The sequence below is a fragment of the Pseudomonas sp. 51_B genome (assembly GCF_017491595.1).
Lineage (GTDB): Bacteria > Pseudomonadota > Gammaproteobacteria > Pseudomonadales > Pseudomonadaceae > Aquipseudomonas > Aquipseudomonas promysalinigenes.
In genome coordinates, this window is record NZ_JAFGYW010000001.1 from 520,233 (window position 1) to 545,569 (window position 25,337).

Sequence of the window (25,337 nt, forward strand, 5' to 3'; positions counted from 1 at the left end):
TGTGTTTAGTGTGTTGGGTGTGTTGAGTTTTTCAGAGTTCGCATAGAGATTTATCCACCCTTCGATTCCATCAGTTGGAGTAGATCGCATGCGCGCGCGCGTGCGCGGACCCAACACACCCAACACACATTGCCGCCAAATCACGGATTCCGGGGCCTGAATCTGTGTTGGCTTGCGAAAATTAACCCAACACCAACCCAACACACTCAACACACTTACCGGCGTAGTCATGCTGCAACCCTCTTGACGTGGTCCCAGGCTTCCACCGTCCAACCCGCGAGCTTCGCTCGCTCGCGCCACTCGCGAACGTTCTTGCCCAGCTCGGCCGCATTCATGGATGGGGGCAGGGAAGGATCGCCGTCGCTGGGCATGAAGAACGCTGCGAAGCGCCGGGTACCGTGCCCCGTCGATAGATCGGACCAGGGAATGGCCCTCGTCTTCTCCACCTTCGCGCTGAGCATTAGGGAAAATTTGGTCTGGCTCATGGCGTGCTCTTTGTTATGAGCACACCACTCAATGAACATGGCATATACATCCGAGGTCAGGCAGCAGCCCCATAGCCCGTACCCGAGTTCTCCATTGCGCCAAAGGCAGAAGAAGGTCTGCCAGGCCGTGCGACTCAGCTCAACCAGCCGCTGTCGTGCCTCAGTCTTCGGTGGACGCGTTCGCTGGTTGAAGTCCTCGAGGTCAACGTCCAACAACCACCCGTACAAGGCAGCTACCCCACCGCTCGCCAGCTCTCTTGCAATCGCCTTCTGCCGCTCCGGGGGCAGCGTCTCCAGAGGCCACATCACCAGCATGCGCCGGTCGTCTTCGCTGAGAGGCCACGGCATGATCTCGTTGCTCAGGAACGCCGAGTTCATGTGGTTGGCCTCCTCCCAACCGTTGATGAACTTGGACTCCATCCGCACGGTTTTGCCGGTAATCATGTGCTTGATCTTGCCGACCTGGTTGTAGCGCTGGTCGCGACTTACAACTTCTTCGAACACTGCCCACAATTTGCCGCTTTGCCAGGCGTTGAAGTTGCCTTCCAACTGGGCCTGACCAACGGTCGCACCATAGCGACCGTACAGCTCACCCATGATGTCTGCGAACAGCAAGCTCTTGCCCGAACCCTCCATGGTCGAGTGAAACAGGATCGCGGTGTCCATCTTCGCGCCCATATGCTGGAGCGGGAAAGCAAGCCACTTGACTAGCCAATTCAGCGCCTCAGCGTCATTGTTGCAAAGAAACGCAATCAGCCAGCGTAGATTCTCGCACGCGGCATCGTCGCGAACCGGCATAAGCGGCAAGCCCTCGAAAGTGTTGATGTATATCGCCGGATCTTTGGTCATGGTCGGGTCGAAGACGATATGGTCGACGTCTACCACCCGCCGATCCGGGCTGTTCAGCCAGAGTTGATAGGCATCGCCCAAGGCCATCTTTACGCTGCCCTCAGGTAGACGCCGCTTTTTCTCGCGATCCCAGGCCTCTTTCGTCCCATCGATATAGATATACCGGTCGAGCGGCTCGAGTTTCAGCGCTCCACCCTTCTTACTGGACATCTTTCGGGCCTGTTCAAGCTCTGTCACTTGCTCGGAGGCAATCAGCTTCTTGTCGGTTCGCTCCACCCATTCCTTGGCCAGCGGCTTCCCAACCAGGGCCTCGAATCCGGCACGCTTCATCGCCCGCCCCTTATCCAAGTCCCACACGCTGGTGGTCCCTTCGACCAAGGCAAATCGGCGTATCGCACCGTCGATATCTAGGGTGCTACCCCCTGCCCCCCATTGGGCCGAGGAGCCAGCCGGGCTTGGCGCTTCATCATCCGATGGTGCGCGGGGAAGGTGATCGACCTCGCTGACAACGAGCGCAGCCGGATCGGCCCGCCCGACAACAGATGGGGTGCAGGGAAGTTCGCCCAGTGGTGGCGGCACCGGCGGACGGGACTTCGCATCTATGCCGAGGATCTGCGCCGCAGCCTTCGTCGCAGCCCTTTGATCGCCGTCATGCATCAGGATGCAGAACACGTCGAACGCGTCGTTCTTGTGTCCGTTCGCCAGCGGGTCCGAGGTGTGATGCGAGAAGAGCTTGCCATCAGTAATGGTTACGCCAGGTGCACCGGAGCTGCTGTGCGGGCTTAACCACTTGCCATCAATTCGCTTGTAACCGTGCGCCTCGATCATCGTGGCAATGTCGTGAATGCGATTGAACTCAGGAATAACCTCGGGGAGCCGTTCACCGGTTCGTGCTGCAGATGATGAAGGCTTGGCAGGTGGACGAACTGCCGGAGCAGGCATTGCCGCCTTCGGCTTCCACGGGCAAACGGCCTCGCCCTTTGGCTTAAACGCATCCCAGTCCTGCCAGATGGCTAACAAGTCGGCGGGCAACTCGGGCAAGCCTTCTGCCGCTGGGGGAGTTCGCCATGTGTAGGGTTTTTGAGTGCCAGGGTGAATGGATGGTGGCAAGACGTCCTGTACCAGGCCGCCCCGCAGTTCGAAGACCGTCACCTTTTTGAAGGGATCAGCCGCCATACGGAAGGCCGCCTCGCGTTGAGTATCTCCAGCGGACTTGGCAGCGATCACTTGCGCCATGATCCCTTTGTAGATGGCACCATCAGGGTCGTTTTTATTGGGCCACACCAGAGCGCGGCGACTCAGCTCCACGCCGTCGGGAACGCGGAACATCACGCGGAATCGCTCAGGATTGCCAATAGAGGTCGGATACGCATCAGCGAGTGCATCGACGTCAATTCCAAGGGTTTGCTGGAGAACCAGCCGAGTCAGCTCAACATCGTCAACGTCAAGCGAGCAGACACGACTTGGCCCGAGCACAACACCGAGATTGTGACTCGGGTTCTCAGTCCAGAACGCTTCGGCTTTCGAAGCATCAGTGAAGTAGCCTCCAGGCCTGTTCCAAGCGGCGCCCTTCGGACCCTTCTCACCGGGCTCAATCGGAACAAGGGCGAGATCGAAGGTTTCAATGTAACGCCGCGCCCAATCAGCTGTTGCACGAGTTGGGCGCTCGCTCATCTGCGTCGCTCCCGCAGGCCTTGGCAATCGACGCAGGTTTCACATCCCGCGACAGACTGCTGACGGGCCAGCGGGATGGCCTCATCGCAGTCTTCACAGAACTGGGCACTGGGCTTTTCAGGGAGCCGGGCAAGGCGTTGCAGCGACAACTGCAGGAAATACTCCGCGTGGTCATTGGCGAAATCAACGGCGTCAGCCATGGGCTTCGTCCTCCATGGCCTGGCGAGCACCCGCCATTATCGCCAGTACCTGGCGGATTACATCCATCCCGCGGTGCTCAAGATCCAGCACCTCGTCCTCTGTCCAGATATTGTCAGCAGCGCCATCGTGCAGACTGCCAACGAACTCACTGGATTCTTCAAGCAGCTTTGCCACGGCCTGTAGAGCTTCATTGGTCGCCGGAACAGGCTCCGGGCAATACCAAACGACACCGGCCGGGCGGACGAGAGCATCAAGCAGCCGCGTATCTTTGGTCCAGCGCACGATCTCCTCGATCTCGTCGGGCGTTGGCCAGCGGCGCTCTTCTGTGGGGTGGAGTTTCTTCTGCAGGGTATCCACGTCCATGACCATGTCAAAGGCCAACTTCGTAATACCACCGTGATAATCGCGACCGGCGCGGTAGAGCGCCTGCCGCAAGGCGAGAACCGGACCTGCGTCCGGCAGTAGATCAATGCGACTCATAACCGTAAATCCTCGATTTACGGTGTAGCCACGGGATAAGGTAAGACCTATCCTACAGCCACGACCGTACTGTGCTGTGCGTCGTCGTAGCTGGACCAGGGAGGTGAGAGTCCCTGGGCCAGCACCTATGCCTTCACTTGCCTCAAATAAGCCCAATCGATGTCCGGACGCAGTGCTTCGCAACGAATCACCCCAACCGTTTCTCGATCTAGGCAAACAGCCAATCCCGCACTAGCGCGACGATTGCCATAGGCCACTTGCTTCAACTGGCCAGCAGACGTCCCGCATCGTCGTGCGAAAGCTTCGAGCCCTTCCTTGTCCATCGTCTTTAAGTACTCGCTAAGCGTCATAGACACCTCCATTGCAGGCGAGATTAGCAATTGCTAATTAGCAAGGCAATAGCAAGTCGTAATTTACTGTTTGCTAACGGAAAGCAATCATCACGCTATGGATATCAACGAAAGGCGTATCGCCTCCCTCCGTACGATCATGGGTGCACTGAGCCAGAAGGAATTTGCTGAAGCTCACGACCTAGATGCCTCGTACCTGTCCCAACTACTCAACGGCCATCGCAAGCTGGGGGAAAAGGCTGCGCTTAATCTGGAGCTCAAGATTGGGCTTCCTGCAGGGACGCTGACATCTCCTTTCTCAAAGGAGCCATCCACTGAAGCCCCAGCCAACGTGGTTCGCCTGCCCACTAGAGCGGCAAAAGACAAGAACTTCGTGCTGATCCCGCATCTCGATATCGCGGCATCGATGGGACATGGCAAGGCAGCCCCGGAAATGCACATTGAAGTCATCCGCGACATGACGGTACACCTCGACTGGCTCAGGATGCAGGGCCTCACCTTCTCGAATGTCGACAATCTGGCCATCATCACTGGAGATGGTGACAGCATGTCTGGAACGTTCGCGGACGGAGATGCTCTACTTGTTGATCGCGGGATCACCGAGGTGAGAACAGACGCCATCTACGTCTTCACCCTCGACGGCGACCTCTACATCAAGCGCCTGCAACGCTTGACCGGTGGCCAACTGCGGATGATCTCCGACAACCCAGTCTACCCCCCCATAACTATCGACGAGTCGATGATCGAGCGCATGCATATCCAAGCCCGCGTCCTGCTGGCCTGGAACGCCAAGAAGCTCTAACAAGCCCGGGTTGCTTCCTACCGGCCATCTGCCGGGAAGCAACCACGCCTAGATAGTTTAGCATTTGCTATTGCTCAATTAATTAGCCTTTGCTAATTTCAGTCCTGTGCCCACTCTCACATCAAGGACACGGAAGAATGAAATCAGCACAGCACAACGGATCGGTAGCGGTCCTCATTCACCCAACCGCCTGCAGCAGCCTTGCGAAAATACAGGCATTCCAGCGCAGCACTGGCTTGCGACTAGTGGTTAGCCTGGATGGCAAAGCCCACGCCGTACCTGCCACCGGGGGTGCAGCATGAGTGAGTTCCAGATCTCCCTCCGCCAGATCATGTTGCTCCAGCGCACCTTGGATAACGGCGGCACAGCGACCTGCAAGCTGCAGCGCCCCGAGGTCACGGTCGACGCACAGATAGAGATCGAAAACGACAACACCCACCACTGCATCAAGGTGACCGTTGGGCCGCTCTGCAGCAGCCTGAGCCTTCCACGCGCCCTCTCCACTAAGTGTCAGTCCTTGAGGGACTTTGTACAGGATCTGGCCAATGGCCGAGCTGACACCGGTGCCCAGTCAGAAGAAGCGCTGGCACTCATGGAGGCGCAGGTCAGCATTGAAGAGGTGCTGCAGACCGGTCAAACCGCCTACGTCATCGCCACCGTAAACCGGCAACTACCCCTCGGCGCCGTGGTGACTGATGACCAGGGCGATGTCTGCGTCGCTGTAACCGGTGCCAGCAAAGAGCACCTCGCTGCCGCGGTGCGCGCAAAGCTCCAGCCCGGCCCCGACGATCTTGGGAAGTGAGCATGAGCACCCTGGAACAATTGCGCAGCGAGTTTTCCACCCCCTGCCCGACGTTGTCCGCTGTGAGGGAGCGCTACTTCTCTCACATTGGCTCGGATCGGCGGTTCAAAGAACTGATTGTTAAGGGGCGGATTGATCTTCGCGTGAGCAAGCTCGACTGCTCCAAGAAAGCCTCATACGTGGTGTATCTGCACAACTTGGCTGATTACCTCGACCGGCAGGCAGAACGCTCTACCCGATCCGCTTGAACCAGGCGGCCCCGGCCAGCAGGGGCACCCAGCCTGCCACCGACTCTCACCTTGCCCGGTGGTGGGCCATCTCGGAGCACAGCACATGCAACCGCATCAACAAGTACTTGCCATGGCCATCGTGTGGCTGATCAGCCTCATCGCCCTGACCATCATCATCCCAAGAATGCGCCACCGCACCTTCACCCGTGGCGTGGACACAGGCAGACAGCAACAGCGGGCGGACCTCAAGCTGCAGATCAAAGGCCTGCAGGATGATCTGGACGAGGCCAGGATCCAGTCCGAGGCTGGCCAGCGTAAGCACCACTTGGCTGTCGCCAACCTCAAATCCAGTATCGCCGTGCTGGAAGCCCGCATCATGTCGTACACCGGCTTGCCAGTGACCAAGGCGGACTACGAGAGGCTGGTCAGCGCCTCGTCGACGATGCGCCTTGCCCAACGCACTTTCAAAGCCCTAAAAACCGAAGCGGAGGCAGCCCGAGCAGGCGCCCTGGCAGACTTTATTGACGAGCTGGCCAAGCGGATCCACGCCCAACTGCGCAGCACCCCTGGCAGCGCCGCTATCGCAGGAGCTGCAGCATGACAACCCACGCCCATCGCAGCTGCGTAGTCCACGGCCCATCCGGCTGCGGCAAAACCACCAAGGCCCATGTCATTGCTAGGGCCCTCGGCCTGGACTTGAGCGTGGCTCAACGGGAGGCAGTATGAGCCAGCACGAGCATTCAACACCTGACGCCAAGCTCAATGCAGCCGCGTGGCTCGGCCAGGCCGGGCTGTACCGTACACGGTTGGAAGCCGTGCAGAACGGCGAGCAACTCGTGGGACCAGTGTCAGCCGACGAGCTGTTCGAACTCGCGCGCAAGCACGTACTTGAGGCCTGCATCCATGCGTAACCCAACACACACTTGGCAACTGATCAGCCTTGCGCTCGCAGAGGCGCTAATCGCCGCCCTGGTCAAGCTGTATCGCAGCAGCGCCGCTCAGCCCACTGCTACAGGCCCGTTATCGACTGTAAACAGTGCCACGAACCTTGAGCTCCTAGCGCTGAGCCCGAACGCTCGCAAAGTCCATAAGAGGTATTCGCTGTGATCGACACATCGACCTACACGCCTTCCACTCGCACGCCCAAGGGTATGCAGCCAATGCTTCGGCCAGCCATGTCGTACATTTGCGACATCTGCGGTACGGCTCGCGTGAAGGGCAATCACGGCCACTGCTCCAAAACTCGTCAAGCAGCTGGCTTCATCATCATGCGAGGGCGCAAGCCGTGAACACGGCATTCATACTGATGGCACAATACAACGGGCTAGCCATCATTCCAATCGATCAGGTGTGCGCCGACTACTTCACCCACCTCACTCCAGACATGTTTCAGCGGAAGGTTCTTGCGGGACAGATCAAGCTTCCTATCACTAGGCTCGAGACAAGCCAGAAGAGCGCACGAGGCATTCATATTGCCGATCTGGCGCAATACTTGGATCAACAGCGGGAGGCTGCCCTTAAGGAATGTGCGCAATTGAACAGGACGCTTCGGGCCGGCTAATCGGGAGATTGCACCTCGCCTGGCAAGGTCCCGTTGACGTCGACAATCAACCCGGACCTGCCTTTGGCGAGGGCAGCTAACGACCCTTAGCGGCCCTTTACCTACATTCTAAATTCTGCCTGCTAGTGTCGGACGCAGATTCTATCTAGTGCGCCATTCTTCGTTGCCGGAATAGAGCACCTGTAGCTCAAATCGAAGGTTATTTTGACTTGGCTTGAGTCTCGGCATCCTCATCCTCAGTACCTAGGTCATTACGAGGTGGTATCGTCAGCTTCTCAAGCTCCATCAATCTCATTTCAGATCCGATATCCTTCGCTAGGTGCGATTTCAGAAGTTCGATCTTTAGCCGTGTTCGCAGGTAGAATTTCTCTTTAGGATCAATGCCCAAGTCTTCTGCTGTAGAGAACACGGTGTTTTTCGCCAATACGAGCAATTTGGCTAAAGTCAGGCGTTCTTCTTGGATGCTAAAAATCTTTCTCAGGAAAGCCGAGCCGATGAGCCAAGAGTAATAGATCGCCGCCCCTAATGCGAGTGCAAGCGGAATTCGAAGCATTAATGCTGCAATCATGTCTTCTCGCGCAGCATAATGAGCAAATACTAGGTTGCTTGCGCCATTATGAATTAGGTATGCACATAGGCCAATGGTAAGGCAAGGTAAGATCATGAGTGCGAGATAGATTCTTGCTTGAGCCTTGCCTTCCTTCACGTAATCAGTGAATTCATCCGAAATCACGTTCCTGTCATTCACTAGGCTTGATAGTTCTTGTTTTAGCAAAGCAATTTCGTCGTTAAGAATTTTGCGCTCCCGATCTAATTGTTGCGCATTGCTATGCTTTGCCTCAATTTCAGCGTTGAGCTTGGTCAGATCGGTTTCGGAGTCTTTGAGAGATGCTTTGATCTGACCGAGTGTAGCCATTTCCGTATTGACATTGGCTGAAAGTTCAGCCGACTCAGCGGTCAGGGTTTCGATAGACTCAGCTAAAGAGGTAGAGTCGGATATGAGTCCATCATGGCTGGCCTGAAGGTTGCTCACCTCCAGTCGAGCCTGCTTGATGAACTCTTCAACATTGTTGTTTGCGTTGATATAATTCTGAATGCCAGTTTTTGTCTTCTGAACATTAATAAAATCAAAGCCCCAAATGCTAATTTTTCTGAGCGCTGGCTTTGAAAACTTACTGCTAGTCTTGATTGAAAACTTTACACAGAACTCGTTGATGACTGCTACAGATCCGCCTTTGGTTTCTGACGGCACTGAGACAGTCCGAGTGGTGCCCTCTGAGGTGTAGATAACCAATTCAATCCCTTTTAGATTGACGCCCGTAAAATGGATGCGGCGCAAAAATACGGGGTTGGTAGTGGTGAAAAAGCGCTCCCGTTTATCTAGAGAAACGTCGCTTACTACAGTGGCATCTTCTTTTAATAACTGTTCATAGAGGGTGGTTGTGGTAAAGCGTTTGTTGATATTTGCGACATTGAATGACAGGCTACTAAGGTTGCCAGCTAGCTCATCAAAATTTACCAGATTTACTGTCACTGTTCGCCTCTCCCCTTCGCGAGCCATCAGTCTGATATTATCTGTCGACTCTACGATTTTCCATACATAAATTTTGGTTGAGGTCGGGGGCGTGTGGTTTGTGTCGTTGTAGCGGATGGTGGCGTGAATCGACATAGGTTTCGTAAAGGGTTGAATGGCTATAAAAGGCCGAAAGCAGCCCTTCGCGACTGACCGCAATCGACCCACAGCCGATGCCTACCACCAGTAAACGCTTATAGAGGTAGCTTCGCTACCCACCAGCCTACTCAGCCCGGGCGCCGAGTTTAACCGGTGCCTGAATGATCTGATCCAGCCACTTCCAGCTTTTATACCCATCCCCTCGGCCACGCAAATGGGTATAACGGCGCAGCGAGTTCCAATCCCGGTGACCAGATACGCTTGAGACCCTCGGTATGTCCCAGTCCATTTCAAACAACCGACTCACCCCTTCGTGACGCAAGTCATGGAAGTGAAGATCTTCTATTCCTTTCATCTTGCACGCCTTCGACCAGGCTGTGCCGATTGAGTCCGTGTTGTACGGGAATATCTCGCGACACTCTCGGGGCATGCTCTGCACGATGATCCACGCCTCATCCGGCAAGTAACACCAAACATCGTTGCCAATCTTCTGGCCGGGGTTTTTCATGTCCCGCACCTTCACTGCCTGACGGTGCTCATCCAAATCTTCCCATCGTATGCGTGTAATCTCGTCCATCCGGCGGGTCGAAAAAACCGCGAACGCTACTACCTTGGGCATGTGGATGGCGCTCGGACGCCGCTGCAGTATCTCGAAGAAGTGCACCATCACCTTATCGATCTCATCGAGCGTAGGACGCCGATCGCGCTCTCGACTCCTCAGGTTGTAGCCGAACTTCTTCAGCACGAGCCGCGCATCTGGCATTGCTTGCGCGTCAATCTCATACCCCCACGCCGCCCTGGCCAGGGACAGCACTGACCCCAGGTGCGCCAGGTCATTGCCGGCCGTCTGCGGTTTAATACCTCCACCTTCAGGGCTCATGCGCCAGAGCGCGTAATCCACCAGCACCTGCTGGGTGAGGTCGGAATCTACCTTCTCGCCGAAATAACTGTTCTTGATGGCATTCAGCGTCCGCCGCTTCGTCTCACCCAGCGGCCGGGCTTTTTCGGCTTCGACTAAGTAGCGCTCGATCATCTCCTTGACCGTGTGCCCTACCCGGCTGGCCCGCTCGATTGCACCAGGTTCAGCCAACTCGGTTTCCCGTCGCTTAGCCCAGGCGACCGCCGCCTGTTTGCGGGCGAACGTCTGGCTCTCTTGGTAGACTGTCACCTTATCGCGGTTGATGCGGATCTGGGCTGTATAGCTAATGGAGCCGTCGGCCTTCTTACGGGGTCTGATCGTTGCCATGAGAATTGGTACACGTCCTGATTCGATTGGTACATTGTACCAAGCGCTTGGTAAAAAAGCCCCAAAACCCCCGAAAATCGGTACGAAACACGTTGAACGAAATCACTGCAAAATCAAGCGCCAAGCCAGGAACGACGCGCTCTGAGCCGTCACGCCGCTTCAGCGTTGCCCCCATGATGGATCGGGTCGATTAATCGGGAAGGCCCCGTGTTTACGGGGCCAATATGACGCTTGAAGATTTGCTAAAGCAAAAATTCAGCAAGTTGGGCAGGATGACCTGTTGAGTGGTCATTGTTTAGGCAGGAAATTAGTGACACTCGGGTTTGGCATTGCCGGTGTTTCTCAAAGGCGACGATCATGATCCCGGATGCTGTGCGTCACAACACCCCACACCTCGAAGTGATCCCCCGCCATGATGTACCGGGACGGGTACTTGGGATTTTCAGGTGCCAGGATCACCATTCCATCCCGGACCACCATTCGCTTGCAGCAGGCCTCACCGTTCACAGCGGCGATGACGATGTGCCCATGTCTTGCATCGATCCCTTTGTCCACGATTAGCAGGTCGCCGGAGAAGATGCCGGCTCCCTGCATGCTGTCGCCCTCAACCCTGACCAGGTAAACGCTAGGCGTGCGTAGCTGGAGCAGATCGTCGATCGACCCATGAATACTGTCATTTTGGGCTGGGATGGTGAGTGGCATGTCGGTGGGCCTTATACTGTATATGTATACAGTATAGTATATGCATGGACAATGGACAGCAAAGAGCAGCCGACGACAGAGGGGCTGTGAAGCATTGGCAGAGAAACCGCGGTTGACCTAACTGCAGCCTTTAGTAGTATGTTCAGTTGCTTTGCTCTGATCGCGATGAATCGAGTACGGATTCCTGCGCCCAAAACGTCTTGACATTTCTCACGGAATCCTTAAAGGAAATGCTTGAACTAAACGAAAACGAGAATCCTCCGAAGTCATACAATATCGGGACAATGACAGCGTCTCGAATACACATTAATACTTCAAGCGAAGTAATCACGATCACGCAAGACAAGCTGCGCATTGCCTTAATGGAAAACTCTGATATTTTCAGATCGAGAGATTCATGGATTGCTCCGCTAGGCATTGCTCTGACGCTGCTAATTACGCTCCTGACCACAGACTTCAAGGATTTCTTATTAGAAAAGTCTGTATGGAAAGCAGTATTTTATATAGCTCTCTTCGTGAGCCTTGGATGGCTTCTGAAAGAGTACAAATACCGGCCAGCAGCAAATTCTGTAGACAGCCTTATAAACAAACTTAAGGATGTGGATATCAAATGATTTTTACCAAAAAAACGTTCACCAACGAAAGTATTGATTTAGATTTTAATAAATTTCGCGAATGCAAATTCATAGACTGCAAAGTAACCTATCGAGGATTTGGCACTTTTGAGCTTAGCAACTGTGAATTCGACAGAGTCTCATGGAACTTTGAAGATGCTGCAGCTCACACTCTTAGCTTCCTAAAAAGCATGTATCACGGGTCCGGCGAAGGTGGAAAGAAGCTCGTGGAAGATACTTTCACAAACATCCGGGCGAACGTGTACTAACTTACCAATCATTTTTTGAACAATCCGTTGTACTCAGACACGCATTGCCTGCCTGCTATTCGGGCTCGGTCATAAGCTTTCGCCAGTTCTCCCGCTCGAGCATCAGCCCGTGCGAGCAGGTCGGAGAGCACCATGGCGGCGCGGGTGGCTGCCTGGCCTCGGGCGATAGCGGCGGAATCCGTGCCGGGGCAACCGACGGTGGCGGCGAGCTTTCCAGCTTCGTCGCGCAGCCGCTGGCCAGCAGCATCGGCCCCAGCAGCACCAGCATCAGCAGTCGTTCGTTCTTCTTGGGCATGAGCTCTCGCCTCCTCTTGCGCCTGGGCGCGTCGCTGTTCTTCCTGTCGGGCCCCGCGCTCTCCGATGATCTCGGCCAGCCGGTCACCGCTGTCGCGTTTTGCCGTTGCTGTTGCAGCCTCTGCTCGCTCTACTGATCGGCCGTGCTGGTAGACGCCCCAGTACGAAACCAGCAGCGCCAGCAGAACTGCCACCCTGATGGCCCAAGACGTCATGCCAGCGCCCTCCGCACCCCTTCATCGATGATCGCCGGAGCATATGGGTTACCGCCGTTCTCGTGGATGATGATGCCGAGCACCATGCCGCGCAGGGTGGCTGGGTCCTTGATGTTGATCGGGTCAGTGGTGCGCACGCCCAGGCGCTTGGCCACAGCCGAGGCGTAGGCCTGGGTATCGTTCTCGTTGCTGGGCGCCCAGCGGTTGATGGTCTCCAGCACCGTGTCGATGCCCTTCCCGCCCACGCCGAGCATGCCGTCCTTCCCCCGGTAGTTGATCAGCAGCTTGCCCAGAGCGCGGATGCCGTTCTCAGGCGTGTCGAATATGGCGAAGCGGCCGCCTGGCTCCTTGCCGATCTGGCCTTGCCAGTCGTTGCGTGGGTTGAAATCGATGTTGCCGGGGTTCCGGTTGCGGATGCCTCGGGGTGTGGTCATGGTTTTTCTCCAGGCAAAAAAATGCCCGCTACTGGGCGGGCTTTGGGGAGGATCTGCAGCAGCTGCTGCTCTGTAATTGGCATTGCTGGTTTTCTCCGAAAAAAGATCTCAACGAGAGATGATAAAGGCTCAACATTCCTCAAGAGGGGGGGTCGGCCTGACGGCCGCAAGCGTGTAGAATTTTCGCAACGAGTCAACTCAGAAAGGACAGGTACGTCTGTGATAGAAACAATTGATGGCATTGAAGCAGCACTTAGCTCTAAGTTTAGAGTCAACATGAAATCTCTATTCCCTGAAATGGGACCACTAAATTCGAGGCATCCATTTCATGCGGATGACTCGTCAGACCCGCGAATAGTGCAGTGGCATAAGGCTCACCCCGAGAAATTTCCAATTGCATGCTTTTATTCTGGAGACATAATAGTTTCCGGAATGGGGAGTCTGTGGAGAGATAACAAGCTTATTATCGAGCCAATGCTTATGCCGGCTTATTGGAGGAGCAGGATTTACGAAAATTCGCTCTCAAACCCAGTTGAAGAATCTACGCTTCCTGTCCGAGAAATAGAAGACCCATGCATTTGTGCAATAGGTTGGGGATTTGAGATTTACGGACACTTTTTAATAGAGATGCTACCAAGACTTCTTGCCGCTATAAACCTTCTCAAGCAGGAAGGAGTAACGCCTAAGGTTCTTCTGCGATCAGACTCACCGAAATGGATGAGAAATATAATAGAAAGCTATCTTCTCGGCGAAGGCTCAACAATATCCTTTGATCCAAGGAAAGAGAGAATAAGGCTCAAGAACGGAGCATATCCAACTTATCCATACTATGCCCATGGATTCCACCCAGAGGTCAAAGGACTTATTGAATCCATTGATGGGCTGCCAAATCACGAAGCTGTGAAGACTGGAAATTACTTTGTATCAAGAGCATCCATGCCATTTTCCAAAACTCGGAGAACGTGCAACAACGAGGAATACCTTGTAGAAATCGCAAAAAGCGAGTTTGGATTTTCGATAATAACTCCAGAATCTATGACCTGGGCGGAACAAGTGAAGATTTTCAGGTCTGGGAAAAGCGTTGTTGGGCTATCTGGGTCAGCTCTTCATACCTCATTGTTTTCCAATGAAGACATACTTATAGGTGTGGTTGGGCTGGTTAACCCAGTACAAACACACATAGCAGCTTTAAGGCAGCACCGAATGGCCTACCAAATAACTGGTTTCAATATCGCTCACCATTATGAAGTTCCTGTTGATCCATTCAGGAAAATGCTTGAGAAAGTCGCGAATCGGTAGAGCTGAATGTCAGGGCATGGGAAGCATACTAAATCCCATGCCCTGATATGATCAGCACTGAATCCATAGCGAGTTATATTTCACAAAACGAACTATCTGAAATGCTCCTGACAACACCAAATTACTACCTGATAGAGTGCGTATGTTATTGGTAGCATCGCTACCATTCACGATAGTGATCGTATTACCATCAACGCATCTAAACATGAGCTCATCACCTTCAAAGCCTCCAGTGATTGAAGTCATGCTGTCGACAGAAGATCCAGCCTCCGCCCATACAACAATGAGACTTGATCTTACAGCATCCTGCTCTAGGTTTAAGTTATCCGAAACAAGACGCACTGTAACTGCTCTACCACGCCCTGTTTTGTTAGACCTTCCATTACTGCCGGTAAGATAGTAGTTGGTAGCCTCGCCAGCGTATAGAGACCCAGCAATACCCTTTGCGGTATTCCCAGTACCCTCAAGGATAGTGTTGTTTGGTTTCTGTACCAAGTTTGTAACTTTACCATCCGAAGATGAGCAATGGTTATCAGAGAACAAAATGTAGTCGTTAGCCAAACCCGCAACATCCCCTCCAAACGCATATTTGCGAGTAGTTGTTTTTTGGCATGGATTGAAGGCCTTATTACCGGTCATAGTTGTATCCCTGGTAGACACCAACCTAATAGCCGGACCCCCGGAACGGAATATTTTGTTATTTGTCAAGACCGAGTTAGGTCCGCTGTCTTGGATGGCTCCGAAGTTTCGATGATCCTCCCCAGACGGAGTTATCCCCTGATTGGTGTCCATACAAGTGTTGCTATCTACAACGGCATCCGAGACCACGCCATTGTCATAAACGATCAAAATTGCGGCTCCGATGCACTTAGAAATCATATTTCCAAGCGCCATTGTTCCCTTGGCCCGAATATTTATAGCGCTGGATCTGCATCCATGTATCGAGTTATACGACAGTATTGTGTAAATACCTGATGGGTGGGTTGTGAAACTTCCAGAGAATGTGTCAATTGCTGCGTTGCCAGTTACGAGCGCATTGACTGACACACCATGTGGATAAATTGAGTTGAATCCAAAGCCGGTGGTGTACGCGGAACGAACTCTCGTGTAATGACCGCCGCGCACAATGAGACCTATGTTTGCAGCCCGCTCATGCACGCCGTACCCAAACCCTCCAGTTACATCATCGTTTGCCGAAGCGAGGTCTTCAGCTCGGCACGTGTCGACCAGCCCATTCACGCATCCAGTCAGTCGAACAGCAGCCTGCTTTCCTTCTCGAACGCTTACGCGAATTTTCTGGGGATTTAGGCAGAACATGAAATCCACAGCGTCTGCTTGGTCGCTGTACAGGTCTGCGTTTGCTGCTGGGTTCATTCGGATCTGGAATCTCTCCAGAACCGGGCTATCCATCCAGTTTACTTTCCTCAGTCTTGCCCCTTGTCCTGTGGTATAGGTGAAAATTACGGGGGCGTGAAGTAGGATCGTAGTTCCGGACTGGGACTGAACCCTGACGATTTCGCCAGCCCTTCCGCCTGTTTCGCCTGGATAAACAGGATCCATAGACTCGATTATCGCCCACTCACCTGGAGAGAAAGTTGTCACTGACGATTGCAGAGTAATAACGTTGTCCCCGACTACCGGGGCAGCGGAAAGAAGAACTGTCTCGCCAAGAGATCCGTAGGCCTGAATCATTGGGCCTTCGCCGATCTTTCTTAGCACCGCATCAGCCCCGGGTCCGTGCAGCTTCCCTCCCTTAAACTGAAGGCTGGTCACCCAAAACTCACCCTCTGGGATGTAAACGCTCCGGAATAGATCCAGGCATTTCTGGATGGCTGCAGTATCATCGGATCCGTCACCTTTTGCGCCAGCCCAGCGAATATTCACTGATCCGCAGTACTTGCGCTTCCAGCGTCGGCCAAGTGGATCAACAACAACGGTTATTGCGTTTGCTACTGACGTTGTGTCAAGCGGGTCAACTGCGAACTGCCCAAACTGGTTGGAGTCTCGAATCCAGCACGACGTGGCTGGACCACTGTACAAAGCCAATGCAGCAACATTGGAAATGCTTTTCAGGTGAATTAAGGCTTCGGCTACCGTACCGTTATCCCATCCAACCTGGCTCGCGCCTGCAGAAGGGTCGGCAATCTCATCCTTGTAATCATTGAGCGCCTGAAGACTATCGTTGTCTGACCACCCTGCTTCGGTATAGATGTACTCGGCTTCCTCAACAGAGTTGAAGTACCGATCACCAGCCTGGAGCGGGCTGCCGTCATCTCGCAGATTTGGCGCTTCCGGCGATGGGAGCAGAAAACTGGAAGTGCGAGACCTGGCTTCTGCTGCATCATCAGCGGCCCCGGCCGCAGTATTGGCGACGGCCTGTAGCGCATCGGTCCGTGCGATGTCATCCGGCACCCAGTCGCCATCTATCTTTCCCTGAGCGTCGGCCAGTGGGATCAATCCGGGGCCAGGTGTGACGGATGCCGTACCACCGGTTACCACGGCCTCGGCATTCTGTGCGCTGGCTGCTGCGCTGGCTGCGCTGGCCGCCGCGGAAGCACGGTCAGCTGCAACTTGTTCTGCGGCCGCGGTTGCCTCAGCCGCGCTCTCAGCCGAAACCTGCTCGGAAAGGCCTGCCGCCAACTGACTTTGGGCGGCTGCCTGTTCGCTGACGCTCGCAGCACCCTGGCTTTCAAGGGCAGAAGCCGCCGAAGCCGCCGCTGCGTCTTTAGCCTCCTGGGCAATCGCGGTGGCCCCCTCCACCTCGGAGCGGGCCTGCTCTACTGCCACTGCGCTTGAGGATACCTGCGAAGCTTTGGCTGTAACGGTTTCGGTTTGGGCCGACACTTGGCCAGCGTCGATCTTCACCTGAGCGGCAAGGTCCTTGACCTCGATCAGGTCTTGGCTGGTTGAATCTCGTGCTTCCTGAATCTGCCCCAGCAGCTGTACGGCCGCATCGATTTCTGGCCCGGTGTGGGCGCTGTTGTAAGCCATTGGATTTTTCTCCGGGCACAAAAAAACCGGCTCTCGCCGGTCTTTAGGAATTTGTATGGATCAGGAAATCGTCAGTATCAGGTTTCGCTCAGCGCCCGATAGCGCATCTACCGCAACCCCTTCAACCTGATGCGGGAAGTCGATGTTGGCGGAATAGGCCTGCATGGCAGGAGCGAGGGTGCGCTCAACCCGCGCGGCTGGATCGGCTCCCACCATGGACACCGACCAGCCTCGCGTCGTTTTGGGTGTTACGCCGATCGCCAAGAGCAGCACGTTCTGCAGTTGGGTGGTGACGTCGATCGGGCTCGCAGGCGAAACATGCGCCTCCAGCTTCACGGTCGACCAACCCTGCGCCCTGAACGCCAACACAGAAACGTAAACCGAGTTCGAGCCGGCCCGCGCGTATGCCGGGGGAGCAAGTCCCTCCACATAGCGCGCAGTGCAGACATAGTCCTGGGTCGCCTGGGCCCAGTGTTGCCAGCCAGCGGCCGACATCGTCGTCCGGATGGTTTCGTTAAGCGGGGACATGATGGTGACGACCAAGTCGCCTGGCTGTACAGCGGCTGGAAACTTTGCCTCGACCGTAGCGGCACCGCTTGCAAGAAGACTGGTCGAGCCGACGAACTCCCAGGCAGACCAGGGCCCGGGTAGTGACCCGCCCATCAATGCGGCCTCGATCATGCGCGAGCTCCCACAGAGCCGACCCAGCCATCGCCAACCCAAATGAGGATCACCGTGGTCCAGGCATTGCCAAGGACGGGAACCTGGTTGTTGTTCCACAGGATGCCCGGCGGCCAGGTGATATTCGATTTGCCGGTGATGTGGAGCACCACCGATATCGCCCTGCTTGCGGCAGGCGGGTTCGCAAATGTGAGGTTCCGCTGCTGGCTTGCGTTGACTTTGAACACCTGGCTGAGGCTCAGATCGAGAACTGCGGTTGTCGTAGCGACGTCAAGGTCGTAGCGCCTCAGACTGCCGGAGTACTCGACACCTGTGCCGTCGGGTTTGGCTACCAGCGGTAAGCCACCCTTGCCAGAAAGAGCAGGAAGCCCGGCGGCTCCCTGCGCTGCAGATGCCGCGGCCTGTGCTGTGTCGCGGTAGCCCTTAGCAGCGTCAGCCTGGGTCTTCGCGGCTGATGCCTGCTGGGTCGCAGCTTGGGCGCTTTGCGCTGCCGAGGTGGCGCGCTGTGCCGCGAGCTCAACTTGGGCCGCGCCGTTGCTGCTGGCCCGCTCGGCACTAGCTGCAGCCGACTCAGCCTGATCACCAATGTAGTCGATCGCCTGGTTCATCTGGTCCGCAAACTGCGGCAGCGCGGACATGAAATTGTCGGCAAGCGTGGCAAAGGTACCAGCCGAGTTTTGCCGGCTGGGCGCCTCCGGTAGAGGGGTGATAGTTGGTGTCGCCATCAGATGAGTCCTTCGATAGAAATGGAGCAATCCGACGCTGTCGGGCCGCTAATAACCAGGTTGAATTCCTTGTAGTAGCCGTAGAGCACTGTCGACTGGTAGCTGGCTTCGCCGATCCAAACCAGTGGCCTTGCCCTGTGCTTGCTGAGCAGTCTCTGCACTTGCGAAACCATGCTGGTCGGGACCATCACGTCGAAGTCGGCACGCTTGGAGTAGTCGCGCTCGACGATGACGGTGTTTCCAAAGTCGTCCCTTTCCTTTCGGCTGTAGTCAGTTATTCCCACTGACGTACCGTAAAGCGACTCACCAAGAACCGCCGCCTTGCCCAAGATGAGCGCCCCGATTCGGGCGATACCAGCAGGCTTGGCCACGTTGATCTCGATTGATCCGTAACTGCCGACCGGCACATCCAACAGCACGAAATCTTCATTCACCTCAACCGGTGCAAAGAAGTACTCATACCAGTCGTTGATCCCGTCCGTGGAGACTGGAGAAACGTTCGATTCGTAGACAATGCCCTGGTATGGGTCGACAACCCGAACGAATATCGAAGCGGCGTCCAGCCCGAAAAAGGCCAGTGAATCGACAGCCCGGCCCGGGGCAATGGTCAACGAGATACTTTCAGGGTTGGTAGTCACCGTCCCGATCTTGTCGTCGAACATCCGCCATCGATTGGTCGGCCCAAGATCCAACCAGCTAGGTGGATCGGTCGCGCTGCCGGTAGGGTTCTTGTTGCTATTCGCCACCAGAGCCTCGTAGTTTCGATGCTCAAGCATCACGACGTCCCCGACCACGTAAGACTTGGTGGACACCCATAGGGGGTTGTCGGCCTCAGGCACGTTGGTCAGCATCGACGCCACCTGGAAAGCCTGCCCAACCTGAACCACCAGCGGCTCAGCATTGGGCTCCACCAAAAACGCCTCCATCACCGCCATGTTCGGGGTGATTTCGACAGGTTCAATGATCCTCACGGGTACAGCTCCTGTTCCAGTTTTTGCGGTAGAAGATCAGTGTTTTTGGCGACTTTCAGGGTGTGCTTGGCAATAGCGAACAGGGCCGACTTTAGTTCGGCACGCAGCTCCCTGACTTCTGCCGCGGCAACCTCACTTTGGCCGCCGGTGAGCATCGCTGCGGTTTGATTGGCGTTGTAGATTCGGCTCGGCCCGGTTACTTCCAACTCAGGGCCACGCTCACCGACCAGCCTCAGCCCGCCGCTGAACATGCCCCCGCTTGCAAAGCCCGGTACCTGAACGTTTTCGCCGTTGATCCTGCCTTGCCGAGCAATGCTAGCCATCAGCTCGTCATAGGTGACCAGCCCGCCAGTCAACGCCCCGGCCCAATCGGCCAACCCCTTGTCTTCTGCATCCCTACCAAGCACGGTCCGATACACAGCGCGCACGATCGCCGCGTTGTTGTCGTAGGTGTTATGCCTTGCAGCGCCATCATCAGCGATCGCCAAGGCTGCAGTGACAGCCTGGCTAAGACCATTCACCGCTGCAGCGACCGAGATCACAGAGTTATCCACGCCGTTAAGCGCGTCGACCTGCGCTTGAGCCAGGCTTAGCTCGGCGTCGTACTGGGCAATCTGCAGGTCATAGGCTTTCTTGGCCTGCTCTACGCGGGTCTGCAAGCTATTGACCGTCTTCTCTGCGGCGCTCAACTGCTTACCGTTGACCGCTTCTAGTTGGCTGACAATGTTGGCCGTCCGACCCTGATCACGGTTGTAGGCCTCCAAAGACGAGTAGGCGTCCGTGCTGTTCTGACTCACGACATCCAGCGCATCGTCCAACCCTGACAGTCCACTCAGGGACTTGCCGGCCTTCACCGTCGCCAAGGCACTGCTCAACGTAGCCAGCGCCTGCGCCCGGAGAGTCTTCACTGCATCGTCAGAATCACCGCGCAGCGCCTTCAATGCCCTGCTCAGACTGGTTCCCACGGCAGCCAAATCGCTGACGCTTTTCTGAGCCGTCTGCGACATGTCATTGAGTGATGCAATCTGAGCGTTATAGGCGTCCGCCAACGCTGTTTTCTGGGCATTGACAGCCCGCTGCACAGCGCCAAGCGCACTATTGACGCTACCCTGAAGGTTGCTGGCCAGCTCGGCGGCAGCCTGCTGCGCGGCCTGACTGGCCTGCAGGGCTTTCGCTTCGAGGATGTCGTACGCCTGCGCTGCAGCCCCCGACGCTCCAATCAACGTCAGATACATCTGCTGACCCGCTTCTGTGGTCAGATCCAGCGCCTCGATGACCTTCCGATATCCCTCGCGAGTTTCGGGCAGCACCACGTTCATATCCTTGAACTGCTGCTGAACTGAAGCCAGCGTTTTATCCGCCCGCTCCGACTCACTGAAGAAAGCGTTGAAGTAGGTGTTCAGGTTATTGGTGTAGGTCTCTAGGCCGCCGGCTGCTGCGACCATGGCATTGGCCAGCTCCATTGAATGGGGAGACAGGCTCAGCATGGCCACATCAATCAAGCCCAGTGACTTGTTGAAGCTCTCAAAGACAGCGACTCGCTCAGCCAGCTCGGCAAATTTGTACCCGCCGACTCCCTGGTCGATGTAGCTGACCATCTGATCAGCGAAACCACCAAACATCTCAGTGATGGCCGCCTGGATCTCTTCCTCCGTCTTGCCTTTGGTTGAGATCTGCTGCTTGGCGATATTGAGGCCGGCAAAGGCGCCATCACCGACCGACACACCGATACGATCAAACAGGTCTACGACTGCACCTTCCGTGGCGTCGTACGTCTCCTGCATCGCAGCCTGTACTTCCGGGTCAAGCGCGGAGTATCTGGTGCGCTTCTTGTTCTTGCCGAACAACCCGCCCTTTTTCTTCTGATACTCGTACTGCTGACCGTCGAACTCACCGCCCGTGACGCCCAGCGAGAGCCCAACGTCCTTGGTCTGCCAGCTTCCCCCAAACAGTGAGCCACCCACAAAGCTCCCCAGAGCGGACCCGATCACACCGCCAATCACGGTACCGAGAGGGCCAGCGAGCGACCCGATGGCGGCGCCGGCATAGTAGCCCCCTACACCGCCAGCCGCTCCGGTTGCAGCACCCTTGACCCCTGATTGGCCATAGCCGTAAAGAGCACCGCCGATACCCGCCAGCGCCCCACCCAAGGCGGTAGCGCCACCTGCGCCGGTGGCATAGCCCGCGCTTGAGCCGGCTGCCGCACCGCCCGACCCTACGCCGCCTGACACCAGCGACTGACCTAGGCCAAAACCAACGTTACTGGCGCCGCTAGCGGCCACGCTACCGCCGAACAAACTGCTCACAGCGTTACTGATGTACCCGTAACCACCACTGATCGCACCTTGCATACCGCCAAGGAAACCTTGACCAGCGCTCCAACCAGCAGCTATGGCACCGCCAAAACCTGAAGTGATCGCGCTGTAGGCGCTGCTCCCCATGTTCCAGAGGCTTGAAAGACTCAAGCCGCCGCCAGCGGCAGACCCACCAAACAACCCACCGTTTTGCGCAGACAACCCACCCACGCCAAGCGCGGCGCCAATCTGCATAACGATGGGCCGCGTGATCGCCATGTGCGCCAGTTCGGCCAGCAGTTGCTTGAATCCTTCCTTCAGGCTGGATGCGAACCCCTCAAAACCATCGCCGATGCTTTTCCAGGCATCTGCAAAGGCACCATCCACGCGATCCACAGCTCCTTCGGTGAACTTTCCCCAGGCCGTGGCTGCATTCTTGTTCTGCTCGTACTCAAGCCCCAAGAGACGTAGAGCCTCCTGATATTCGGACGTCTTGTCCGGGGCCAACTCCATGGCTTTGTTCAGGGCCTCCTGACCCTCCGTGTACTCGCGCAGCAGCTTCTTCTCAGGGTACAAGCGATCCATGATGCTGCCAGCATCGGCCGCCTGCTTGGCCACCTTTACCGCAGCCTGCTGAGCCTTGATGGCAGCAAGGAGCTGGTCATACTCTTGGCTACCTGCAGCGATATTCTTTCCAGTCAACGCAACCTGCATTGCCTTCTGGACGTTGAAGGCCTCAAGTGCTGCAGTGCCCTGCAGCGTGGCGCGAGCTTGAGCGAGAAGCAGCTCGGTCTCTTCTGCGAGATCAAACGCAGACTTGGCCACCGCGAGCCGATCCTCAGCATCAGCTTGGCTGCGAATTGCTGCCTCAACCTCTTTGCGGGCACCGGCACCGGATTTAAGTAGAGCCTCCTCGACTTTCTGCTGCAGGGTGAACTCGCGGGAGCGGTCCGCCCCCGCCAGGTAGGCATTAGCCAGACCCCCGGCCGACTTGATGACGATGTCGTACTGAGCTTTCAGGTCAGTGAGCGCCTTGGCTTGACTTTCAGTCAGCGTGACAGCCTTCTGTGACTCGCTATTGGCGTCGCTCTTGGCCTTCTTGGCAGCCTCGTCAGCGGCCTTCTGGGTATCAATTGCCTTGGCGGTGGCAAGGATCGCTTGCCCTTCTTTGCTCTGAGCGTCGATCTTGTTTTCGGTCAGATAGCGGTCAGCAGCCTCAAAGGCCGTCTTGTCTTTCAGTGTGCCGAGCTGTTTTTCCAGTGTCTTCTGGTACTCGCTCGCAGCCTGGGCCGCCTCGGTGCTGATGCCGGCGGCGGCCTGGGTGGTGACTGCTGTTTTATTGATTTCAGAATTCAGCAGGGCGACGCGATCACCAGCCAGCTTGGTCTGCTGATCCAGGGTGGACACGGCTGCCGCGCCTTGAGTCAGGCTGCGAAGTCCCTGCTCCGGAATCTTGAAGCGCTTGCCCCAGTCATCAAGCGTGTAGCTCAGATCCTGTCCAGCCTTGCGAGCCTCCTCGGCCTCTTTTGCGATCCGGGCGCCTACAGTACTGCCGAGCACCTTGCGTGTGGTTTTCAGGAAATCAGCGAACGCCTCATCGGCACTGCTGGCGGCCGCCTCCTGAGTTTCAATGGCCGAAACGATCCTGCTGCGCTGCTGGGCGCGAGTAAGACCTTCGAACTCTTTGCGCACATCTTCGGCAGACCGCTTCAAGTCCGCCAGATCAGCACCGGCACTCTTGGCGTTACTGCCCATGGTCATAAAGGCGACGCCTACGCCAATGGCCAGGGCCGCGATTCCGGCAGGCCCGCCGAGCAGCCCGACGAGGCCGCCGGCGGCACGCGCCAACAGCCCTTTTGCAGCTGCGGCTTCTGCCTGCGCCACGGCATTTGCCTGGGTAGCGGCAGTATCGCGAGCCATTGCTGCTGCTGCAGCTGTCGACGCCGCCGCTTCAGCAGTCGCAGCACTCGTTGCGGCCTTGCGTGCCGCAGCCAGCTCAAGCTCAGTAGCAGCCAGGGAGGCCTTTAGTTGAGTCTCCTCAGCCGTCCCGGCGGCCAGCGCGGCTTGATAGCCAAGCGTCTCCCGCACTGTGGTCAGTCCAGCGACCCGTGCCGCAGCCTCAGCAGCCAGGGCCTTGGTGGAGTTGGCCGCGGCGACGGCCTCACGCAGCTTGCCTGCACTGTTCGCTGCGGAGGCGGCGGTTTCTTCCGCTTTGGCAATGGCCGAGGCTTTGGTCGCTGCCGTGTTTTCAACAAACGCGACGGTGGCTGCGCCGGCAGATGCAACAGCATCGATTGCATACTTAGCGAACGCTGCCGCCAGCTTACCGCCCAGGGCAGCAGCCAGAACATCCACGTTCTCTGCAAGGAAGCCGATGGTCTCACCCAGCTTCTGAGCGCCACCGTTATCACGCAGGTTGGCAAGGCTTGCGGTGACGCTCTCGATACCCGGAAGCAGACCGACAGCAATCTGCTGGCCAACGCCGGTGAAGGTGGATTGCAGTTCACGAACAGCCTGACCAGCATCCACCAACCGCTCAATGTTGAACTTCGAGATCACCAGCCCAAGCTTCTCAGCCTGGTCACCGGCATCTTTGAACCCCTTGCCGCCATCGCGCAGCAGAGGAATCAGGGCAGTGGCCTCATCAGCCATCTGCTCCATGTAGGTGGTCATCTGCTGCTGGTTCAGACCAGCCTTTTGCAAGGAGTCGTAGTACAGCTGCAGAGCTTGCGGGCCGGAGAGGTTCTTGAACTGATCAGCGGTGATCCCAACCTGCGGCGCGATTTCCTTGAAGAAATCGGCCATCTCGCCGCCGCCGCGTTGGATGAACTCACCCACCCGGTCGTTCACATCCTTGAGGATGTCGCCCAGTTTGTCCTGCTCGACACCCACGGACTTGGCGCCGAAGGCCATCCGCTGGAACTCTTCGACCGAAGCGTTGGCCACCGACGAGAGATTTTTGACTTCCTGGGCGTGGGTGATGGTGCTCTGGGTCAAGGCAACCAGGCCAGCCACCGAACCGGCCGCAGCGATATTGAAGCCCCCGAACGTCGAGACGACCGAGGCAATGACACCCTGCATGCCACGCGCACTGGTACCAGCCCGATCAAAGGCCTCGTCCACTCGAGCCAGGCTGTTATCCATATTCTTCGAGGTGGCAGCAACGGCGGTTTCGCCGCGAGCCATCTCTTGGCGAAGTTGTGCTGTGGTGGCCTCGATGCGGACCAGCATGCCCTGAACGTCAGTATCTGCCATGTTTCCCCCAGGCGATAAAAACCCGCCTGGGCGGGTCAATGGTTAATCGCCGGCCGAGACGCGGCAGCCCCCCGAAGGCCACGCCGAAGGTCCTTGGCCACGGCCGCCTTGGAGGGCTGCGTCTCCGGCTGGCCGAACGGATTGGTCTTTTTCAGGAAGTCAGCTTTTGCTTCCCAAGCCAGGATGATCTCGACTACCGGGGTTTCCCAGGCGTCACGCGGCGACCAGCCCAGCCAGCCAG

General features: G+C 56.4%; 23 protein-coding genes. 9 read left to right on the top strand and 14 right to left on the bottom strand.

Annotated elements, in window-relative coordinates:
* Positions 1–227: 227 nt before the first annotated feature.
* The 4 genes from J5M56_RS02395 to J5M56_RS02410 all read right to left on the bottom strand — a co-directional run bounded on the left by J5M56_RS02395 (position 228) and on the right by J5M56_RS02410 (position 4,039).
* Positions 228–3,008: a bifunctional DNA primase/polymerase gene (locus tag J5M56_RS02395; protein ID WP_207869465.1), complete on the bottom strand. Its 2,781-nt coding sequence runs from the start codon at positions 3,006–3,008 to the stop codon at positions 228–230.
* On the bottom strand, positions 3,005–3,208 hold the full coding sequence (locus J5M56_RS02400; protein WP_182408538.1) for a TraR/DksA C4-type zinc finger protein: 204 nt from the start codon (positions 3,206–3,208) through the stop codon (positions 3,005–3,007). Before J5M56_RS02400 ends, J5M56_RS02395 begins: the two co-directional genes overlap by 4 nt.
* The gene (locus J5M56_RS02405) at positions 3,201–3,689 is read right to left on the bottom strand and encodes a phage regulatory CII family protein (protein WP_207869467.1); all 489 of its coding nucleotides are present in this window, start codon (positions 3,687–3,689) and stop codon (positions 3,201–3,203) included. The genes J5M56_RS02400 and J5M56_RS02405 overlap by 8 nt, the downstream gene beginning before the upstream one ends.
* 125 nt (positions 3,690–3,814) lie before the next feature.
* On the bottom strand, positions 3,815–4,039 hold the full coding sequence (locus J5M56_RS02410; RefSeq protein WP_207869469.1) for a YdaS family helix-turn-helix protein: 225 nt from the start codon (positions 4,037–4,039) through the stop codon (positions 3,815–3,817).
* A gap of 97 nt (positions 4,040–4,136) precedes the next feature.
* Between J5M56_RS02410 and J5M56_RS02415 the strand changes: the two genes are divergently transcribed.
* The 7 genes from J5M56_RS02415 to J5M56_RS02445 all read left to right on the top strand — a co-directional run bounded on the left by J5M56_RS02415 (position 4,137) and on the right by J5M56_RS02445 (position 7,434).
* Positions 4,137–4,841 carry a LexA family transcriptional regulator gene (locus J5M56_RS02415; protein ID WP_207869471.1) on the top strand — a complete coding sequence of 235 codons (705 nt, stop codon included), beginning with the start codon at positions 4,137–4,139 and terminating at the stop codon, positions 4,839–4,841.
* 298 nt (positions 4,842–5,139) lie between these two features.
* Complete coding sequence (locus J5M56_RS02420) at positions 5,140–5,643, top strand: hypothetical protein (protein WP_207869473.1); 504 nt, start codon at positions 5,140–5,142, stop codon at positions 5,641–5,643.
* 2 nt (positions 5,644–5,645) lie between these two features.
* Positions 5,646–5,891, top strand: coding sequence for a pyocin activator PrtN family protein (locus J5M56_RS02425; RefSeq protein WP_207869475.1), 246 nt, complete (start codon positions 5,646–5,648; stop codon positions 5,889–5,891).
* Positions 5,892–5,976: 85 nt separating this feature from the next.
* The gene (locus tag J5M56_RS02430) at positions 5,977–6,474 is read left to right on the top strand and encodes a hypothetical protein (RefSeq protein WP_207869477.1); all 498 of its coding nucleotides are present in this window, start codon (positions 5,977–5,979) and stop codon (positions 6,472–6,474) included.
* The gene (locus tag J5M56_RS02435; protein WP_207869479.1) at positions 6,471–6,599 is read left to right on the top strand and encodes an AAA family ATPase; all 129 of its coding nucleotides are present in this window, start codon (positions 6,471–6,473) and stop codon (positions 6,597–6,599) included. The genes J5M56_RS02430 and J5M56_RS02435 overlap by 4 nt, the downstream gene beginning before the upstream one ends.
* The gene (locus tag J5M56_RS02440) at positions 6,596–6,784 is read left to right on the top strand and encodes a hypothetical protein (protein ID WP_207869481.1); all 189 of its coding nucleotides are present in this window, start codon (positions 6,596–6,598) and stop codon (positions 6,782–6,784) included. Before J5M56_RS02435 ends, J5M56_RS02440 begins: the two co-directional genes overlap by 4 nt.
* Before the next feature lie 374 nt (positions 6,785–7,158).
* Entirely contained in the window at positions 7,159–7,434 is a 276-nt protein-coding gene (locus tag J5M56_RS02445; protein ID WP_112898808.1) for a pyocin activator PrtN family protein, read from the top strand.
* A 199-nt stretch (positions 7,435–7,633) separates the two neighbouring features.
* On the opposite strand, the gene J5M56_RS02450 is transcribed toward J5M56_RS02445, so the two are convergent.
* The 3 genes from J5M56_RS02450 to J5M56_RS02460 all read right to left on the bottom strand — a co-directional run bounded on the left by J5M56_RS02450 (position 7,634) and on the right by J5M56_RS02460 (position 11,054).
* Positions 7,634–9,103: a hypothetical protein gene (locus tag J5M56_RS02450; protein ID WP_243430417.1), complete on the bottom strand. Its 1,470-nt coding sequence runs from the start codon at positions 9,101–9,103 to the stop codon at positions 7,634–7,636.
* Positions 9,104–9,230: 127 nt separating this feature from the next.
* The gene (locus J5M56_RS02455) at positions 9,231–10,352 is read right to left on the bottom strand and encodes a site-specific integrase (RefSeq protein WP_207869483.1); all 1,122 of its coding nucleotides are present in this window, start codon (positions 10,350–10,352) and stop codon (positions 9,231–9,233) included.
* Positions 10,353–10,694: 342 nt separating this feature from the next.
* On the bottom strand, positions 10,695–11,054 hold the full coding sequence (locus J5M56_RS02460; protein ID WP_207869485.1) for a S24 family peptidase: 360 nt from the start codon (positions 11,052–11,054) through the stop codon (positions 10,695–10,697).
* A 230-nt stretch (positions 11,055–11,284) separates the two neighbouring features.
* Between J5M56_RS02460 and J5M56_RS02465 the strand changes: the two genes are divergently transcribed.
* Positions 11,285–11,668: a hypothetical protein gene (locus J5M56_RS02465; RefSeq protein ID WP_207869487.1), complete on the top strand. Its 384-nt coding sequence runs from the start codon at positions 11,285–11,287 to the stop codon at positions 11,666–11,668.
* Between the two features lie 277 nt (positions 11,669–11,945).
* On the opposite strand, the gene J5M56_RS02470 is transcribed toward J5M56_RS02465, so the two are convergent.
* Both J5M56_RS02470 and J5M56_RS02475 read right to left on the bottom strand, forming a co-directional pair.
* Positions 11,946–12,446 carry a DUF2514 domain-containing protein gene (locus J5M56_RS02470; RefSeq protein ID WP_207869489.1) on the bottom strand — a complete coding sequence of 167 codons (501 nt, stop codon included), beginning with the start codon at positions 12,444–12,446 and terminating at the stop codon, positions 11,946–11,948.
* Positions 12,443–12,880 carry a structural protein P5 gene (locus J5M56_RS02475; protein WP_207869491.1) on the bottom strand — a complete coding sequence of 146 codons (438 nt, stop codon included), beginning with the start codon at positions 12,878–12,880 and terminating at the stop codon, positions 12,443–12,445. The genes J5M56_RS02470 and J5M56_RS02475 overlap by 4 nt, the downstream gene beginning before the upstream one ends.
* A gap of 276 nt (positions 12,881–13,156) precedes the next feature.
* Between J5M56_RS02475 and J5M56_RS02480 the strand changes: the two genes are divergently transcribed.
* Complete coding sequence (locus J5M56_RS02480) at positions 13,157–14,179, top strand: glycosyltransferase family 61 protein (RefSeq protein ID WP_207869493.1); 1,023 nt, start codon at positions 13,157–13,159, stop codon at positions 14,177–14,179.
* A gap of 51 nt (positions 14,180–14,230) precedes the next feature.
* On the opposite strand, the gene J5M56_RS02485 is transcribed toward J5M56_RS02480, so the two are convergent.
* Genes J5M56_RS02485 through J5M56_RS02505 form a run of 5 tightly spaced genes read right to left on the bottom strand, consistent with a single transcriptional unit; the run spans position 14,231 to position 25,072 of the window.
* Entirely contained in the window at positions 14,231–17,170 is a 2,940-nt protein-coding gene (locus J5M56_RS02485) for a right-handed parallel beta-helix repeat-containing protein (RefSeq protein WP_207869495.1), read from the bottom strand.
* A 60-nt stretch (positions 17,171–17,230) separates the two neighbouring features.
* A complete protein-coding gene (locus tag J5M56_RS02490) occupies positions 17,231–17,851 on the bottom strand; it encodes a hypothetical protein (protein ID WP_207869497.1) in 621 nt (206 codons plus the stop codon).
* On the bottom strand, positions 17,848–18,576 hold the full coding sequence (locus J5M56_RS02495) for a hypothetical protein (RefSeq protein ID WP_207869499.1): 729 nt from the start codon (positions 18,574–18,576) through the stop codon (positions 17,848–17,850). The genes J5M56_RS02490 and J5M56_RS02495 overlap by 4 nt, the downstream gene beginning before the upstream one ends.
* Positions 18,576–19,547: a hypothetical protein gene (locus tag J5M56_RS02500; protein WP_207869501.1), complete on the bottom strand. Its 972-nt coding sequence runs from the start codon at positions 19,545–19,547 to the stop codon at positions 18,576–18,578. The genes J5M56_RS02495 and J5M56_RS02500 overlap by 1 nt, the downstream gene beginning before the upstream one ends.
* The gene (locus tag J5M56_RS02505) at positions 19,544–25,072 is read right to left on the bottom strand and encodes a hypothetical protein (RefSeq protein WP_207869503.1); all 5,529 of its coding nucleotides are present in this window, start codon (positions 25,070–25,072) and stop codon (positions 19,544–19,546) included. Before J5M56_RS02505 ends, J5M56_RS02500 begins: the two co-directional genes overlap by 4 nt.
* Positions 25,073–25,337 lie beyond the last annotated feature (265 nt).

Excerpts from the sequence above, each read along its gene's own strand:
- J5M56_RS02415 (WP_207869471.1), top strand. The coding sequence starts at position 4,137 with ATGGATATCAACGAAAGGCGTATCGCCTCCCTCCGTACGATCATGGGT.
- J5M56_RS02480 (WP_207869493.1), top strand. The coding sequence starts at position 13,157 with ATGAAATCTCTATTCCCTGAAATGGGACCACTAAATTCGAGGCATCCA.
- J5M56_RS02460 (WP_207869485.1), bottom strand. The coding sequence starts at position 11,054 with ATGCCACTCACCATCCCAGCCCAAAATGACAGTATTCATGGGTCGATC.
- J5M56_RS02420 (WP_207869473.1), top strand. The coding sequence starts at position 5,140 with ATGAGTGAGTTCCAGATCTCCCTCCGCCAGATCATGTTGCTCCAGCGC.
- J5M56_RS02425 (WP_207869475.1), top strand. The coding sequence starts at position 5,646 with ATGAGCACCCTGGAACAATTGCGCAGCGAGTTTTCCACCCCCTGCCCG.
- J5M56_RS02405 (WP_207869467.1), bottom strand. The coding sequence starts at position 3,689 with ATGAGTCGCATTGATCTACTGCCGGACGCAGGTCCGGTTCTCGCCTTG.
- J5M56_RS02435 (WP_207869479.1), top strand. The coding sequence starts at position 6,471 with ATGACAACCCACGCCCATCGCAGCTGCGTAGTCCACGGCCCATCCGGC.
- J5M56_RS02490 (WP_207869497.1), bottom strand. The coding sequence starts at position 17,851 with ATGATCGAGGCCGCATTGATGGGCGGGTCACTACCCGGGCCCTGGTCT.
- J5M56_RS02475 (WP_207869491.1), bottom strand. The coding sequence starts at position 12,880 with ATGACCACACCCCGAGGCATCCGCAACCGGAACCCCGGCAACATCGAT.
- J5M56_RS02430 (WP_207869477.1), top strand. The coding sequence starts at position 5,977 with ATGCAACCGCATCAACAAGTACTTGCCATGGCCATCGTGTGGCTGATC.
- J5M56_RS02465 (WP_207869487.1), top strand. The coding sequence starts at position 11,285 with ATGCTTGAACTAAACGAAAACGAGAATCCTCCGAAGTCATACAATATC.
- J5M56_RS02495 (WP_207869499.1), bottom strand. The coding sequence starts at position 18,576 with ATGGCGACACCAACTATCACCCCTCTACCGGAGGCGCCCAGCCGGCAA.
- J5M56_RS02455 (WP_207869483.1), bottom strand. The coding sequence starts at position 10,352 with ATGGCAACGATCAGACCCCGTAAGAAGGCCGACGGCTCCATTAGCTAT.
- J5M56_RS02505 (WP_207869503.1), bottom strand. The coding sequence starts at position 25,072 with ATGCTGGTCCGCATCGAGGCCACCACAGCACAACTTCGCCAAGAGATG.
- J5M56_RS02440 (WP_207869481.1), top strand. The coding sequence starts at position 6,596 with ATGAGCCAGCACGAGCATTCAACACCTGACGCCAAGCTCAATGCAGCC.
- J5M56_RS02395 (WP_207869465.1), bottom strand. The coding sequence starts at position 3,008 with ATGAGCGAGCGCCCAACTCGTGCAACAGCTGATTGGGCGCGGCGTTAC.
- J5M56_RS02410 (WP_207869469.1), bottom strand. The coding sequence starts at position 4,039 with ATGACGCTTAGCGAGTACTTAAAGACGATGGACAAGGAAGGGCTCGAA.
- J5M56_RS02400 (WP_182408538.1), bottom strand. The coding sequence starts at position 3,208 with ATGGCTGACGCCGTTGATTTCGCCAATGACCACGCGGAGTATTTCCTG.
- J5M56_RS02470 (WP_207869489.1), bottom strand. The coding sequence starts at position 12,446 with ATGACGTCTTGGGCCATCAGGGTGGCAGTTCTGCTGGCGCTGCTGGTT.
- J5M56_RS02485 (WP_207869495.1), bottom strand. The coding sequence starts at position 17,170 with ATGGCTTACAACAGCGCCCACACCGGGCCAGAAATCGATGCGGCCGTA.
- J5M56_RS02450 (WP_243430417.1), bottom strand. The coding sequence starts at position 9,103 with ATGTCGATTCACGCCACCATCCGCTACAACGACACAAACCACACGCCC.